18 protein-coding genes, 1 tRNA gene and 1 riboswitch are annotated in these 14964 nt (G+C 57.8%); of the genes, 10 read left to right on the forward strand and 9 right to left on the reverse strand.

All coding sequences use genetic code 11. The annotated features are described in order from the left end of the window. Nucleotides 1-56: 56 nt before the first annotated feature. Nucleotides 57-132, reverse strand: a tRNA-Lys gene (locus AC2FD9_RS08235). Nucleotides 133-343: 211 nt separating this feature from the next. Between AC2FD9_RS08235 and dapF the strand changes: the two genes are divergently transcribed. Together dapF and mtaB are read left to right on the forward strand one after the other, a co-directional pair. Next, nucleotides 344-1186, forward strand: a complete 843-nt coding sequence (dapF, locus tag AC2FD9_RS08240; RefSeq protein WP_496697644.1) for a diaminopimelate epimerase — start codon at nucleotides 344-346, stop codon at nucleotides 1184-1186. Then, a complete protein-coding gene (gene mtaB, locus AC2FD9_RS08245; protein ID WP_496836315.1) occupies nucleotides 1183-2439 on the forward strand; it encodes a tRNA (N(6)-L-threonylcarbamoyladenosine(37)-C(2))-methylthiotransferase MtaB in 1257 nt (418 codons plus the stop codon). Before dapF ends, mtaB begins: the two co-directional genes overlap by 4 nt. Before the next feature lie 90 nt (nucleotides 2440-2529). On the opposite strand, the gene AC2FD9_RS08250 is transcribed toward mtaB, so the two are convergent. Genes AC2FD9_RS08250 through petA form a run of 3 tightly spaced genes read right to left on the reverse strand, consistent with a single transcriptional unit; the run spans nucleotide 2530 to nucleotide 5264 of the window. Then, entirely contained in the window at nucleotides 2530-3315 is a 786-nt protein-coding gene (locus AC2FD9_RS08250) for a cytochrome c1 (protein ID WP_496836316.1), read from the reverse strand. 17 nt (nucleotides 3316-3332) lie between these two features. After that, nucleotides 3333-4664 carry a cytochrome b gene (gene petB, locus AC2FD9_RS08255; protein WP_108860628.1) on the reverse strand — a complete coding sequence of 444 codons (1332 nt, stop codon included), beginning with the start codon at nucleotides 4662-4664 and terminating at the stop codon, nucleotides 3333-3335. A 15-nt stretch (nucleotides 4665-4679) separates the two neighbouring features. Continuing rightward, the gene (gene petA, locus AC2FD9_RS08260; RefSeq protein WP_058279154.1) at nucleotides 4680-5264 is read right to left on the reverse strand and encodes a ubiquinol-cytochrome c reductase iron-sulfur subunit; all 585 of its coding nucleotides are present in this window, start codon (nucleotides 5262-5264) and stop codon (nucleotides 4680-4682) included. Between the two features lie 363 nt (nucleotides 5265-5627). Here petA and AC2FD9_RS08265 point away from each other — a divergent pair, with 363 nt between their 5' ends. The 3 genes from AC2FD9_RS08265 (at nucleotide 5628) to AC2FD9_RS08275 (ending at nucleotide 7336) form a co-directional block, all read left to right on the forward strand. Continuing rightward, nucleotides 5628-6176: a helix-turn-helix domain-containing protein gene (locus tag AC2FD9_RS08265; RefSeq protein WP_496836319.1), complete on the forward strand. Its 549-nt coding sequence runs from the start codon at nucleotides 5628-5630 to the stop codon at nucleotides 6174-6176. Beyond that, the gene (locus AC2FD9_RS08270) at nucleotides 6173-6706 is read left to right on the forward strand and encodes a GNAT family N-acetyltransferase (RefSeq protein WP_282119708.1); all 534 of its coding nucleotides are present in this window, start codon (nucleotides 6173-6175) and stop codon (nucleotides 6704-6706) included. The genes AC2FD9_RS08265 and AC2FD9_RS08270 overlap by 4 nt, the downstream gene beginning before the upstream one ends. Nucleotides 6707-6892: 186 nt before the next feature. Next, entirely contained in the window at nucleotides 6893-7336 is a 444-nt protein-coding gene (locus AC2FD9_RS08275) for a c-type cytochrome (protein ID WP_282119709.1), read from the forward strand. Nucleotides 7337-7388: 52 nt separating this feature from the next. On the opposite strand, the gene AC2FD9_RS08280 is transcribed toward AC2FD9_RS08275, so the two are convergent. Together AC2FD9_RS08280 and AC2FD9_RS08285 are read right to left on the reverse strand one after the other, a co-directional pair. After that, nucleotides 7389-7997 (reverse strand): glutathione S-transferase, encoded by a 609-nt coding sequence (locus AC2FD9_RS08280; RefSeq protein WP_282119710.1) that lies wholly within the window; start codon nucleotides 7995-7997, stop codon nucleotides 7389-7391. Nucleotides 7998-8071: 74 nt separating this feature from the next. Beyond that, nucleotides 8072-8683, reverse strand: coding sequence for an FMN-binding negative transcriptional regulator (locus AC2FD9_RS08285; protein WP_496836321.1), 612 nt, complete (start codon nucleotides 8681-8683; stop codon nucleotides 8072-8074). A gap of 53 nt (nucleotides 8684-8736) precedes the next feature. After that, nucleotides 8737-8884: riboswitch (FMN riboswitch) on the forward strand. A 72-nt stretch (nucleotides 8885-8956) separates the two neighbouring features. Between AC2FD9_RS08285 and AC2FD9_RS08290 the strand changes: the two genes are divergently transcribed. The 5 genes from AC2FD9_RS08290 to cobO all read left to right on the forward strand — a co-directional run bounded on the left by AC2FD9_RS08290 (nucleotide 8957) and on the right by cobO (nucleotide 12875). Next, entirely contained in the window at nucleotides 8957-9397 is a 441-nt protein-coding gene (locus AC2FD9_RS08290; protein ID WP_496755439.1) for a 6,7-dimethyl-8-ribityllumazine synthase, read from the forward strand. A 94-nt stretch (nucleotides 9398-9491) separates the two neighbouring features. After that, on the forward strand, nucleotides 9492-10592 hold the full coding sequence (aroC, locus tag AC2FD9_RS08295) for a chorismate synthase (RefSeq protein WP_496755440.1): 1101 nt from the start codon (nucleotides 9492-9494) through the stop codon (nucleotides 10590-10592). Further along, complete coding sequence (locus AC2FD9_RS08300; RefSeq protein WP_496836323.1) at nucleotides 10576-11238, forward strand: HD domain-containing protein; 663 nt, start codon at nucleotides 10576-10578, stop codon at nucleotides 11236-11238. The genes aroC and AC2FD9_RS08300 overlap by 17 nt, the downstream gene beginning before the upstream one ends. Before the next feature lie 44 nt (nucleotides 11239-11282). Next, nucleotides 11283-12218 (forward strand): DMT family transporter, encoded by a 936-nt coding sequence (locus AC2FD9_RS08305; protein ID WP_058272776.1) that lies wholly within the window; start codon nucleotides 11283-11285, stop codon nucleotides 12216-12218. 57 nt (nucleotides 12219-12275) lie between these two features. Further along, entirely contained in the window at nucleotides 12276-12875 is a 600-nt protein-coding gene (gene cobO / locus AC2FD9_RS08310) for a cob(I)yrinic acid a,c-diamide adenosyltransferase (protein WP_058272720.1), read from the forward strand. Between the two features lie 37 nt (nucleotides 12876-12912). Here cobO and AC2FD9_RS08315 read toward each other — a convergent pair whose 3' ends face one another. From AC2FD9_RS08315 to AC2FD9_RS08325, 3 genes are all read right to left on the reverse strand, one after another. Next, nucleotides 12913-13110 carry a hypothetical protein gene (locus AC2FD9_RS08315; RefSeq protein WP_145975814.1) on the reverse strand — a complete coding sequence of 66 codons (198 nt, stop codon included), beginning with the start codon at nucleotides 13108-13110 and terminating at the stop codon, nucleotides 12913-12915. A gap of 374 nt (nucleotides 13111-13484) precedes the next feature. Next, complete coding sequence (locus AC2FD9_RS08320) at nucleotides 13485-13850, reverse strand: SPW repeat domain-containing protein (RefSeq protein ID WP_496836325.1); 366 nt, start codon at nucleotides 13848-13850, stop codon at nucleotides 13485-13487. 109 nt (nucleotides 13851-13959) lie between these two features. Further along, nucleotides 13960-14910 carry an AraC family transcriptional regulator gene (locus tag AC2FD9_RS08325; RefSeq protein WP_496836327.1) on the reverse strand — a complete coding sequence of 317 codons (951 nt, stop codon included), beginning with the start codon at nucleotides 14908-14910 and terminating at the stop codon, nucleotides 13960-13962. Between the last annotated feature and the right edge of the window lie 54 nt (nucleotides 14911-14964).

Below are 14964 nucleotides of genomic sequence, written 5' to 3' on the forward strand. Positions count from 1 at the left end.
TGAATGCTACGGTGCTTCTTTGATCACTTTGTAGCAAGGATGGATAATTAAAAAAGTGGTGAGCCGTGCAGGATTCGAACCTGCGACCCACTGATTAAAAGTCAGTTGCTCTACCAACTGAGCTAACGGCCCACTCTTTTGCTGGATCTTGTCGATCCGTGGCGCTCTTTAAGTCATTTTCCCGACCGGGTTCAAGACCTTATTTGCACCTCGTTTCGCCAAAGTAGTCAGTGTTTCCGGCGACCCGATAGGCGGCCTAATTAGGCAGGTGGCGCTGGGGGGTCAACCCCCTTTTTAAAGGAATCTGCGTCGCAGGGTGGATTCCTTTCAGGCGCAGGGTTATATGCGCGCCATGCAAGGATTACAGAACACTGGTTTGCCCTTCATGAAGATGCACGGGCTGGGCAATGACTTTGTCGTTGTGGACGCGCGCGCGTCTGCGACGCGGATTAGCCCGGCACTTGCGCGGGGAATCGGGCATCGTCAATTCGGCGTAGGTTTCGATCAGCTTGCCGTGATCGAAAACGGCAGGTCGGATGCGCATCTGGTGTTCTACAATTCAGATGGATCTACCTCGGCAGCATGTGGAAATGCCACCCGTTGCATCGCCCGTTTCCTGATGCAGGAATCGGATAGATCCGACCTGACACTGACGACCGAACGCGGCACTCTTTACGCCAAGGACGCCGGAGACGGCCTGACCTCAGTTAATATGGGACACCCCCAACTAAACTGGAACGAGGTTCCGTTGTCTGAGGAGGTCGACACGCTGGAACTGCCCATCGAGGGAGCGCCGACGGCCACCGGGATGGGTAATCCGCATTGCACCTTTTTTGTTGATGATGCCGAGGCTATCCCTCTGACCGAGTTCGGTTCGCGTTACGAGCACCATCCACTCTATCCTGAGCGTACGAATGTCCAAGTGGCACAAATCATTGGACCGGACCACATCCGCATGCGCGTGTGGGAGCGTGGCGTGGGCATCACCCTGGCTTCGGGATCATCCTCATGCGCCACAGCCGTTGCTGCTGCGCGTCGCGGCCTGACCGGACGCAAAGTGCAAATTGAACTGGATGGCGGGACGATCTGGATCGACTGGCGCGACGATGGCGTCTGGATGACCGGACCAACCCGCCACGTCTTCTCGGGCACACTGACACCGGAATTTCTGGAATCACTGGAATGAGCGCGCCGAAGTTCACCACCCTGGGCTGCCGCCTGAACGCCTATGAGACCGAGGCGATGAAAGAGCTGTCAGCGCAGGCCGGGCTCACCGACGCGGTGATCGTGAACACCTGCGCCGTCACGGCAGAAGCGGTGCGCAAAGCCCGGCAAGAGATTCGCAAGCTGCGGCGGGAAAACCCTAACGCGCGGCTGATCGTGACAGGCTGCGCGGCCCAGACCGAGCCTGACACCTTTGCCCAAATGGATGAGGTCGACGCGGTCATTGGCAATACCGAGAAAATGCAGCCGGAGACCTGGAAAGGCATGGCGGCGGACTTTATTGACCAGACCGAGGCCGTGCAGGTCGATGACATCATGTCCGTCACCGAAACCGCAGGCCACCTGATCGACGGTTTTGGCACCCGCTCACGCGCCTATGTTCAGGTCCAAAACGGCTGTGACCATCGCTGCACTTTTTGCATTATCCCCTATGGCCGTGGGAACTCGCGCAGCGTCCCTGCCGGCGTTGTTGTGGATCAGATCAAGCGGTTGGTGGATCGGGGTTATAACGAGGTCGTACTGACCGGCGTTGACCTGACCTCTTGGGGCGCCGACCTGCCTGCGCAACCCAAGCTGGGCGATCTGGTCATGCGGATTCTGAAACTGGTGCCCGACCTGCCACGCCTGCGGATCAGTTCGATCGACTCGATCGAAGTGGATGAGAACCTGATGCAGGCCATCGCGACCGAACCGCGCCTGATGCCGCATTTGCACCTTTCCCTGCAACATGGCGACGATCTGATCCTGAAACGGATGAAACGCCGCCATCTGCGCGATGACGCCATCCGGTTCACCGAAGAAGCCCGCAAGCTGCGCCCCGAGATGACCTTTGGCGCCGATATCATTGCTGGCTTCCCGACCGAAACGGATGATCATTTCGAAAACTCGCTGAAACTGGTGACAGATTGCGATCTGACCTGGTTGCACGTTTTTCCCTATTCCAAGCGCGAAGGCACCCCGGCCGCCCGCATTCCGCAGCAGGTGAATGGGAACATCATCAAGGACCGCGCCGCCCGCCTGCGCGCGGCCGGTGAGGCGCAGGTCACACAGCATCTGCAAGCCCAAATAGGCAAAACTCATCACATCCTGATGGAAAACCCGCATATGGGCCGCACCGAACAATTCACCGAAGTCGCTTTTGAGGCACCACAGGCCGAAGGGCAGATTGTGACGGCAACAATCATAGGTGCCACCGGCACGCAGCTACAAGCCTGATCCGGCCTTCATCAGGCCCCTGCCCGATTGCAACAAAAAAACCCCCGCAGCCGGTGGCGCGGGGGTTCAAACATTGCGGGGCTGTGAAACTCAGCCTTGTTTCTTGCCTTTGACACCTGCCCACAGGCGCTTGTTGACAAGGTACAGAAGCACCGACAACAGCGACAGGAACAGAACGCCGACGAAGCCCGAGTACTTGCGCTCCATCATTTTTGGCTCGGCCGTCCACATCAGGAAGGCCGCGATGTCTTCGGACAAGGCTTCGACAGTGGCCGGGTGGCCATCGGCGAATTCAACCTGATCTTCGGACAGCGGCGGCGCCATCGAGATCCAGCCACCGGGGAAGGCTTTGTTTTCATACAGGATGGTGCCTGCTTCTTCTTTTTCTTCACCGGTATAGCCGTCCAGCAGCGAGGCGATGTATTCCGCGCCACCCATGCCTTTGAAGAACTGGTTGATGCCCAGACCATAAGGTCCGTGGAATCCGGCGCGGGCCTTGGCCATCAGGCTCAGGTCCGGTGCGCCAACACCGTCATTGACCGGGAAGTGGTCGGTCGGGATTGCCGGACGGAAATCGTCCAGCTCGGGATCGAACACTTCGAAGTTGTCTGCCGAATAGGCGATGACTTCTTCTTCCGAATAGCCCAGCGCTTCGAGATCACGCAGAGGCACATAGCGCAGGCCGTGGCAGGCTGCGCAGACCTCAGTATAGATCTGAAGGCCACGCTGCAGCTGGTTTTGATCCCAGGTGCCAAAGGGGCCTTCAAACGAGAAGTGGAAGTCTTCGATGTGCTGCTCGCCACCACCCGCTGCGAAGGACGCAGCAGGGGTAAGGGCCAAAGCAAACGCGGCACCGATTGCAAGTTTCTTGAACATGTTTCCGGTCCCTCTTCTTACTCGGCCGGCGTGGCGTCGGCGTCGGCCTTGCCATAATGCGCGTTGAAGTCTTCTTCGATGGTCTCTGGCTGTGGCAGCGGTTTTTCGATGACACCCAGGATCGGCAGGATCACGAAGAAATAGGCGAACCAGTAGGCGGACGCGATCAGCGAGAAGGTCGCATAGGGCTCTTCCGCGGGCATCGCACCCAGCCACATCAGGGCAAAGAAGTCGATGATCAGCAGGTAGAACCACCATTTGAACATCGGGCGGTATTTGCCCGAACGCACGGTCGACGTGTCCAGCCAGGGCGCCAGCGCCATTGCCAGGATCGCACCGAACATCGCAATCACACCAAAGAACTTGGCGTCAACGATGCCTCCGGTGATGAAGCTGGCAAATTGTACAACCCAGACTTCACCGGTAAAGGCGCGCAAGATCGCGTAGAATGGCAGGAAGTACCATTCGGGCACGATGTGTGCAGGCGTGACCAGCGGGTTAGCTTCGATGTAGTTGTCCGGGTGGCCCAGATAGTTCGGCATGTAGCCGACGATGGCCCAGAACACGACCAGGATCACGGCCAGAGCGAACAGGTCCTTGATCACAAAGTACGGCCAGAACGGCAGGGTGTCTTTCTCGGCATCGGCTTTCGACGTGCGGCGAACTTCAACACCTGTGGGGTTGTTGTTGCCGGTGGTGTGGAAGGCCCAGATATGCACGATGACCAGAGCCGCGATAACAAACGGCAGCAGATAGTGCAGCGAGAAGAAGCGGTTCAGCGTGGCATTGTCCACCGCGGGTCCGCCCAGCAGCCAGGTCTGGATCGCGTCACCCACAAACGGGATCGCGCCAAACAGGCCGGTGATCACCGTCGCACCCCAGAAGGACATCTGACCCCAAGGCAGAACATAGCCCATGAAGGCAGTACCCATCATCATCAGATAGATAAGCATACCGATGATCCACGTGATCTCACGCGGGGCTTTGTATGAGCCGTAGAACAGGCCACGGAAGATGTGAATGTAGACCGCAACAAAGAACAGTGACGCGCCGTTCATGTGAATGTAGCGCAGCATATAGCCGCCATTCACGTTGCGCATGATGTGCTCGATGCTGGCGAAGGCCAGATCGACATGCGGTGTGTAGTGCATCACCAGAACGATACCGGTGACGATTTGCAACGCCAGGCAGAACGCCAGGACGATGCCCCAGATCCACCACCAGTTCAGGTTCTTGGGGGTGGGGATCATGATGGTGTCGTAAATCAGGCCGACGATGGGCAAGCGGCTGTTCAGCCACTTCTCGCCGTTTGTCTTCGGCTCGTAATGATCGTGGGGAATTCCGGACATAAGTTTGGGTCTCCCTTAGCCGAGTTTGATGGTGCTGGCGTCGGTCCACTCTGCAGGCGGAACGGGCAGGTTTTCAGGTGCGGGGCCCTTACGGATACGTCCGGCCAGGTCGTAGTGCGATCCGTGGCAGGGGCAGAACCAGCCGCCAAAGTCGCCAGCATCGCCCAGCGGCACACAGCCAAGGTGCGTACATACGCCCATCTGAACAATCCACGCGCCCGGCGCTTCGCCCTCGGGCGACGGCATCACGCGGTTGGCGTCGGTTGCCGGAGCATCCGCGTTCAGGTTGAAGTTGCGGGCCAGCGGATCAGGCAGTGCATCAACGCCTTCGGCGTCCTGTTCCTGCGCTTCTTGAATTTCAGCACCAGTGCGGTGGCGGACAAACACGGGTTTACCCAGCCATTTCACGGTCAACTGCGTACCGGGTTCAACGCCGCTCACATCCACGCGGATCGAGGACAGCGCCTGAACGTCTGCCGATGGGTTCATTTGATTGATCAGGGGCCATACGGCTGCACCCGTCGCGACGACACCTGCGCCGCCTGCGACGTAGTAGAGGAAATCTCTGCGGGTGCCTTCGTGGTCTTCTGCGTGGGACACGAGGTTTTCTCCGATTCCGGCGCCCGGGGGTGACCCGAGCAAACATGCATCAGCACCGCATCAAAGCGGCGTCTCATCGCGGCTATCTATCCGGGAGAATTCGGTTCGTCCAGCGGTCATAGGCGCGCAGTGCGCCACATCAGGGCATTCATGTCACAACGAGGGGCGAAAGTTTCAAGATACGGACCTGTTTTTTGGCGAAAACACTCCGGTCCCCCGGCTTTTCCAAATGTGATTCGATTCGCTTCGGCGGGGTAGAACGGTGCTGAACAGACCCAGCCCCACAAGGTTTTGCAGAATGCCGATCCGCCCACCTTGAACTTTTCGGCATATTCGGGAATATTTCCGTATATGAGAAGTTCCATGGAAGCCACCTCTGACAAACTGGCCACGCATTTGCGTGGATTGCGAGAGCAGCACAACATGACCCTCGACACTTTGGCCGGAAGAACTGGTTTAAGCCGCGCCACCCTGTCGCGGATCGAGAAAAACGAAGTCAGCCCGACCGCCGAGACGCTAGGCCGTCTGGCAACGGTCTATGCAGTGCCGATCTCTCAGCTACTTGCCCCGCTGGAGCAAGGTTTCCAACCGATCGTCCGGCGGCACGACCAGCCGTTCTGGACGGATCGTGGGCGCGCGTTTCAACGTCGCAGCGTTTCGCCCCCCAGTGGGCACCTTTCGGTTGAATTGATCGAAGGAACCCTGACCGCGCGGCAGCGCATCGCCTATGATGCACCCGCAGTTCCGGGGCAAGAGCATCACCTGTATGTCTTGTCCGGGCAGATCGAAATCACGGTCGAGGGGAAAGCTTATGACCTTCGACAAGGGGATTGTCTGCGGTACATTTTGTTTGGCGAGACAGTCTTTGAAACGACCCATAGTCCCTGCACTTACGTGATCGCATTGTCATGACCATTCAGACACCCAACGTCTCCCGTCTTACCCCGGCGGATATCGACAACAATCTGACAGATCTATGCCGCACGCTTGTTGACAGCGTTGCCGACGGTGCCGCGATCAGCTTCATGATGCCGCTCGACCATGACACCGCCGCGCGGTTCTGGACGGATGACGTCAAACCCGCCATCGAAACAGGCGCGCGGCACTTGTTTGGCGCATTTTATCAGCGTCGCATGATCGGTACGGTCCAGCTGTTGCTTGCCATGCCCCCAAATCAGCCCCACCGGGCAGAAATCTCGAAAATGATCGTTCACCCTGATGCCAGGCGTCGCGGTTTGGGCAAGGCCCTGATGCAAGAAGCCCTGAAATCCGCACAAGAAGCCGGGAAGACACTCATTACACTAGACACGCGCACCGGAGACGTCTCGGAATCCCTTTACAGGTCTGTCGGGTTCAAATCGGCAGGTGTCATCCCCGATTTCGCATTCGACCCGGAAGGAAAATCACGTCACGCGACGACCTATATGTACCGATACCTTTGACTTAAGCTCGAATTCACGGAGACGCCCGACATAGTAAGACGCGCCGCTTCTGCAGGGCATATAGATGTAGAAAATCTGAGTTAAAAATAGATATTTTACAAAGGCTTAGTCATGTTTGATTTCGATTGAACTTTAGACGCAAATGATCGAAATGCGGGAAATCCCAATCTCTGCAGGACGTTTCTCATGTCAAAGCTCTTTGCACCAACCCTGATCCTCGCACTGACCGTGCCCTTTCAGGCGATAGCGGCCGGTGATCCGGCGAAAGGCGAAAAACTCTACAATCGCTGCTCTTCTTGCCACGCAATCATCAAAGATGGCCAAATTCTGGTCAAAGGCGGCATCACTGGCCCGAATCTTTACGGCGTCGTCGGTCGCGTCGCAGGAACCGAGTCAGATTACCTGAACGGAAGCGAGCGTTTGCCCATCGGAATGTTCACCGACGACATGATCCGGGCGGGCCAGGAAGGGCTGGTCTGGACGCAAGAGAATATCGCCACGTATTCCAAAAACCCGATCGCATTTATTCAGGAGTATCTAGATGACGAAACCGCGCGCCCAAACATGAGCGTCAAACTGAAAAAGGGCGCCGATGACATCGCAGCCTATCTGGCGACGTTCAACGAATGATGTCTGTCGCTGGTCGTTCTGCCGTCAGAGCGACCAGCGCATTGATCCCCGATCAGGCCGGCGGTTGCGTTGCGACCATGCTGGGACGCTCGGCGAACTTCTCGTACCAAGCGGCCAGCGCGTCATTTCCCTTGCGCCACCCGCGCGCATCGTGGCGGAAATCGACGTAGCCCAGCGCGCAGGCCACTGCGACCTGCCCCATATCCAATGGTCCGGACAGATGCGCCATCCACCGCTGGTTCAACGCGGCGCAGGCGCGTTCTATCTTGTCCCATTGCGCATCGGCCCAGCCCTCCCATTGCTTGTCTTCGGGCCGCATCCGAGCCTCATAGGTGATCAGCAACGCCGCATCCAGAATACCATCCGCCAGCGCTTCAAGCGTCAGCACATCCCAATGCCGGGCACCGTCCTGATAAAGACCGGCCTGCCCGCGTGCGTCCAGAAACGCACAGATAACACGGCTGTCGAACAGGGTCGGCCCATCAGGGCGCTCTAACGCGGGCACCTTTGTCAGCGGGGCCTTGGCCAATAGCGGCTCGGCCGGGGACATTGGCGTTGTTGCAACATTCAGCAGTTCGACATCCTGCAACTGGTCTGTTTCATGCAACAAAACCATGACTTTGCGGACATAGGGCGAAGTGGGGCTGAAATAGAGTTTCATAAGAGATCTCCCTGAATTGCCGGAACTCTACATCACCCAATGCAAAACAAAACCCGTCAATTGGTGCGCCAACCTCACCCTCTCATCAACTTTTGCAGAGTATCAAGCTCGGACCCGATCCCGTCGTTTGCGATATGTTCTGACGCGCTCAGGCGGGCTGCATCGGGCTTGTTCTGGTTTAGCTTCCAGGTGCCTTGAATGTCGTCAATGCGAAACTGAAACGGCACGATCATGCGCATCATCTTATCCAACGCGTCCTGGCTCATCTTGCCGGTAGTCCAAGGCGGTTTGGGCAGCAAGCGTGCCTCATAAAAGGCGGACTGGCGATTTAACAGGTCCAGCAACTCCGCGTGCGGCCGCTGTTCTAACTGACCGATCAGATGCACAGCGACATAGTTCCATGTCGGAACCTGATCGGCGATCCCGTACCAATCCGGAGATACATATCCGTCTGGTCCCGTGACGGCGATTCTCGCCGGTTTAGGCTCTTTCAGCATGCGGACGATCGGGTTGGATCTGACAAGATGCAGCTCGGCCAGCGCGCCATCCTCAGACAGCATAAACGGCACGTGGCTAATCAACGGCGCTTCATCCGTCGACACCGCAAGAACCCCGAACGCGCGGTCACGCGCAAAGGTAACGTGGCGCTCGGTCTCTTCTGCGCGGAAGGCTGGATTGGGGTGCATGGCTATCCTCCTGCAAAATCTCTTGCAGAACCGGCCGCACCTTGGCAAGGTCCGCCCGTTCTCAGGGCGGGGTGAAATTCCCCACCGGCGGTATGCGGGCGATGACCCGTAAGCCCGCGAGCGGCCCCGGTGTACGGGGTGTCAGCAGATCTGGTGAGATGCCAGAGCCGACGGTTAAAGTCCGGATGAAAGAGAACGTGCAGTGCGTCGGCCCTGGCTTGCGCCTGCCCGTGATCGCCTTGGGTGACGTGTCTGTTGCGAAAGGAGATCATGATGACACACACCCGCTATGCTTTTGTGAAAGCCAACTGGCATTCCGATATCGTTGACCAGGCTCTCGAAGGGTTTCTGGAGCTTGTCCCCGCCGAACAGGTTGACGTTTTTGACGTCCCCGGCGCGTTCGAGATGCCGCTGCTGGCTCGCGATCTGGCCCAAACCGGGCGCTATGCCGCGGTCGCCTGCGCGGCGTTTGTCGTGGATGGTGGCATTTACCGGCACGATTTTGTCGCACAGGCCGTGGTAGATGGGCTGATGCGCGCCAGTATGGACACCGGCGTTCCGGTACTGTCAGTCTCGCTGACGCCGCACCAGTATCAGGAAACCGATCACCACAATGCCATCTACCGCGCGCATTTTGTCGAAAAGGGTCGCGAGGCTGCGCAGGCGGCCCTGAAGATCACCCAAACGCGCGCGTCGTTTACGCGTGCCGCATAGGCACAGCTGGTTGGGGTTCCCCTGCCCCAACCGCAAATCCGCTTGAGGCCAAGGGCCTCGCCCGCTAATCACGACGCGCAAAGGAGCATGCCCCATGTCGATGAACAGTTTTGGCCACCTTTTCCGCGTCACCACCTGGGGTGAAAGCCACGGGCCCGCATTGGGTGCGACCGTCGATGGCTGCCCTCCGGGTGTTACGATCGACGAGGCGATGATTCAGCAATGGCTGGACAAGCGCAAACCGGGTCAGAACAAGTTCACCACCCAGCGGCGCGAGGCAGATCAGGTCAAAATCCTGTCGGGCGTGTTCGAAGGGCAAACCACGGGCACACCGGTGCAGCTGATGATCGAGAACACGGATCAGCGCTCGAAAGACTACGGTGATATCATGGACAAGTTCCGTCCCGGGCACGCCGATATCACTTACTGGCAGAAGTACGGCATCCGCGATTATCGCGGCGGCGGGCGCAGCTCGGCCCGTGAAACTGCGTCGCGTGTGGCCGCAGGCGGGCTTGCGCGTGAGGCGATCAAACAGATCGCATCGAATGTGCAGATCACCGGATACATGACCCAAATCGGCCCGCACAAGATTGACCGGAGCAATTTCGACTGGTCCCAGATTGAACAGAACCCGTTCTGGACCCCGGACGCACAAGCCGCCGAAGACTGGGCCAACTACCTGGACGAATTGCGCAAGTCCGGGAACTCGGTTGGTGCGATTGTCGAGGTTGTGGCCCGTGGCGTCCCAGCAGGCATCGGTGCGCCGGTTTACGCCAAGTTAGACACTGATTTGGCCGCTGCGATGATGTCCATCAACGCCGTCAAAGGTGTCGAGATCGGCGAAGGCATGGCCGCCGCCGAACTGACGGGCGAAGCCAATGCGGACGAGATTTTCATGGGCCAGAACGGCCCGCAATACAGCTCAAACCACGCGGGCGGTATCTTGGGCGGTATCTCGACTGGACAAGACGTTGTTGTGCGGTTTGCTGTCAAGCCGACTTCGTCAATCCTGACGACGCGCAAGACCATCACCAAATCCGGTGAAGAGACCGAGATCATCACCAAGGGCCGTCACGACCCCTGCGTAGGCATCCGCGCCGTTCCGGTGGGTGAGGCGATGATGGCTTGCGTGATCCTCGACCACCTGCTGCTGCATCGCGGCCAGATCGGAGAGAACCGTGGACGGATCGGCTGATCTGCGCACGCGCCTGCGGGCCGTCGTTGCGCAGCGTATGGAAACCGACCCGGCGCATGATCTGGCCCATCTGGACCGGGTCTGGGTAAACGCGCAGGCCATTGCAAACGACCAGACCGACATGCCGGTGCTGCTGGCCGCCGCTTATCTGCATGATCTGGTAAATTTGTCCAAGGACGACCCAGACCGCCATTTGGCATCGCGTCGATCGGCCGAAGAATCAGAGTCTATTTTGGTAAACTTAGGCTATTCTACAGGTCAGATCCACGCAATCAAACATGCTATCGAGGCACATAGTTTTTCGGCCAACATCACGCCGGAAACGCTCGAAGCCTGCATTCTGCGCGATGCCGACAGGCTGGACGCGCTGGGCGCGATTGGAGTTGCCCGGAATTTCTCAGTCTCCGGTGCTTTGGGACGGTCGCTTTATGACCCGGCAGATCCCTTTGCTGCCAGCCGCCCGCTGGACGACCTGCATTTTTCAATCGACCACTGGAAGGTCAAACTACTGGGCCTTCCTGGCGATATGCTGACCGAGGGTGGCAAAGAGATCGCGCAGCGCAGAATCACACGCATGATCCGCTTTCTGGAAGAGTTCGCGCAAGAGATCGGCAGCCCACTGCCGACCGATTGGACGAATCTGTAAACGACGCGTTGATCTTTCCCCGCCAAAAGCGCAGTTTCGCGCCGATGGCAAAACCCTTAACATCGCATCGACCTTTGCTGGCCGTCGCTCTGAAAACGAGCGCGGTGTTTTTGTTCACGGTCATGGCGGCGATTGTCAAAGCGCAGTCCGATCACTTCCCACCTGGCGAGATGGTGTTTTTCCGGTCCCTTTTTGCCATTCCGGTGATTGTCATCTGGCTGATGGCGCGCGGAGAATTGGCGCAAGGGTTCAAAGCCCGCAAACCTTCGGGTCATTTCTGGCGCGGCGTGTTGGGCACCACGGCGATGGGGCTTACATTTACCGGCCTTGGCTTGATCCCGCTGCCCGAAGCGACGGCGATTGGCTATGCCACCCCGATTTTCACCCTGATCCTTGCCGCGGTGATGTTAGGCGAACGCATCCGTAAGATCAGAATCGCGGCTGTGTCCATCGGGCTTTTGGGTGTCCTGATCATGATCTGGCCCAGACTGGGTGGCAACAACATGGAAGCTGCTGCCACCTTCGGCGCATTGTGTATTCTGGGTGCGACCGTTGCCAGGGCCTTTGTGCAGATCCACATCCGGCAGCTGGTGCAGGTCGACCACCCTGCGGCCATTGTCTTCTATTTCTCGATGACGGCGACCATCCTGTCCGGGCTGACTATTTTTTGGGGGTGGGTCATGCCCACATGGGAACAGGCAGGCTTTTTGATTCTGGCTGGTCTGATCGGAGGTGTGGCGCAGATTCTAGTGACTTCGTCCTATCGGTTTGGGCAGGCTTCGATGCTGGCGCCCTATGATTACACCTCGATGCTGTTTGCCATCGTCATTGGCTATGTCTGGTTCAGTGAACTGCCAACGCTGGTCATGCTGGCCGGAGCGGCGCTGGTGATTGTCGGTAACGTCGTGGTGATCTGGCGCGAACATCAACTGGGCTTGGAGCGCGGCAAGGCACGCGCGGTCACGGATCCCAAAGCCTGACCTTTACCTTTGCAGAACTTCCCCTAGGGTGTGCCCAACACAAGATGAGGGTTTCCCATGAGCGACGCACAGGACCACAAGGAAAAGATGCAAAAGGTGCAGGCCCAGCACCGCAAGAAAGTGTCCGAGGCAGTTGATCCCGACCGCGGGCTGGTGCTGATCAACACTGGCAAGGGTAAGGGTAAGTCCTCGGCCGCGTTCGGGGTCGTGATCCGTGCGCTGGGTTGGGGCCAGAAGGTCGGCGTTGTTCAATTCATCAAAGGCAAGTGGAAAACCGGCGAACGTCGCTTTTTCGAAGAACGCGATCTAGTGACATGGCACACGATGGGCGAAGGTTTCACCTGGGACACTCAGGACCGTGAACGCGACATCGCCGCTGCAAACGCCGCCTTCGACAAGGCGCGTGCCCTCATGTCCAGCGGCGAATACGATCTGATCGTACTGGACGAGATCAACATCGCGCTTCGCTACGAATACCTTTCGGTTGAACAGGTGATCGATGGGCTGAAAGAACGGTCTGACAAGACCAGTGTTTTCCTGACGGGTCGGGATGCGCCGCAGGCGTTGCGGGACTATGCCGATCTGGTCACCGAGATGACCGAGGAAAAGCATCCGTTTCAGGCCGGAATCAAAGCCCAGCGCGGCGTGGATTTCTGAGCATCAGGGTCAAAACAGTCCCCCCCCTCAGGGGCTGTTACGCTGGCGGGTTTTCGTTGAGAAACCTAACTGACCCGCGTCGACACGCGGCGCTATCCGGCAACGGTTGTTCAGCCCTGTCACCCTGGGCCGCCTTGGGTTTGTCGACATAGGCGCAATAGTCGTCGTCACAGCAACATCCACAAGCGGTGGCCGCTTCGTGCCGTGCCATGATTTCATCAAGTGGGTCACCCATCGTCATTTCCTGTTGCGCGTGTCGTTTCCGAGGCGGTGGCGCGCTCTCACCAAGCTATACGCTAAGCCCGCAGACCGCCTCGAAACCCCGTGCTGGATGCTAACACATCTGGCCTTGATCTTTATCTGATTATTTTTGTCGGAATTTGCAAGATCAAAATAACACTTCCTGGATAGCCCCACAGTTAATCGGCTTGGAACGGAGTTACTTCAGGCGTTTTGAGAATACCAATTTCCTGAAATCTCTTTTTTTAGGCTCACATATGCTGATACACGGCGCGAACAAACAGATCAGCAAGCCGCTTGTCGGCTGGACAAGCGGCTCTGGTTTTTTGAGAATTCACCTTGTTGTGGTGAACCCAAGGTGCGTCAGGTTCAGGCCGTAACACCCTGCTCTGGTGCGCTAAGCGAGATGACGGCGACCACCGCAGCCCCGTTCAGCCAGTAGAAAATTGCATCCAGGCCCGAAAACCCAAACAAGCTGGGCGCGGCCAAGAAAACGACGCCGACCAGAAGATCGACCGCCAAGTGAAAGTTGTAGGGAAGAACGCGCCAGATCCCCAAATGGTGATCCGTCAACACCGTCAGGACAAACGCCGCGACGCCGGTGACCACCGACAGCCACAACGCCATCGGGTTGGATTGCCCCAGTCCAAGCAAAAAGGGCAACCCCATCAGCGCAAAGGCAACAGGATAGTCTAGATAAGCGTGAATATTGCGGGTGACAAAGCGGAGAGACATGAGAGTTCCTTTCCTGATATGGGATGACCTCAAACTAGGAAAGGATCTCGGAACGTTTAATTCTGGATCGTCCGTGAAACGTTGCAGATCGTCCAGAGTTTGAATTCGATCAGTGCATTGATCGATAGGCGGCTGGCGATACGCCAACCTGCTTCTTGAACACCCGCGAAAAGGCGGCTTCCGAAGCATAGCCGACCTCGGCCGCGGCATCGGCCACGTTCCAGCGGGCCTCAGTCAATCCGTGACACGCAATCTGCATCCGCCAATCGGTCAGATACTGCATGGGCGTTGTCCCCATCTTGTCTGCGAATAGCTGTGCGAAAGCAGTGCGAGACATTCCGGCCTCACGTGCCAGAGACTCGACGCTCCACTCTTGCGCGGGCGAATGGTGAAACGCAGTCAATGCACGCGAAATGCGGGAATCGGCGAACCCGGCAAGCGCGGTTTCGCTGGGGCTTTGATGTTCAAGATGGGCCCGAATGGCCTGCGCAAACAGGACCTCGGACAGTTTCAACGCTATGAGGTCACCACCGATCCGCGCGCCGTTGATCTCGGACCCGATCATACGCAAGGTGGCTTCGATCCAGGCCCCGGCTTCCTCGCCATAGTTTTCGATCAGGATGTATGGGGGAAGCCGATCAATCAGCATATGCCCTGTTCCCTGTCGCCCCGGCGGTCCTGTGAATGAGAAATGACCGCAGATCAATTGCGTATCGCGGCTTTTGTCTTCGCCGCCATAAAGCAGAACCCCGTCGCCCTTGTACCCGGCCTCTTCCAATACGCGTTCAAGCGGCAGGGCATCCATTGGCTGGACCTCACTGCACAGCAGCGCGTGGGCAGATCCGTGTGGGATCAGGATCAGATCGCCCTGCTTGAGACGCAAAGACTCCCCTGTATTAGAGACGAATACTTTTAGCTCGCCACGCTGTACAAAGTGAAATCGGGCCACGTTTTGATAGGCCGGCACCTGTACGCCAAACGGCGGTGTAAACGAGGTTCGAAAGTAGAATGTGCCCTTCAAGGACAGGCGGGTGAGAATATCGCTAAGTAGATCCAACATTGGATTAAGATAGACACGGCCGCGCGTTCGTCCAGCTGTGTGAACGATCTGCAA

Source organism: Ruegeria sp. YTSC230, from assembly GCF_059609665.1.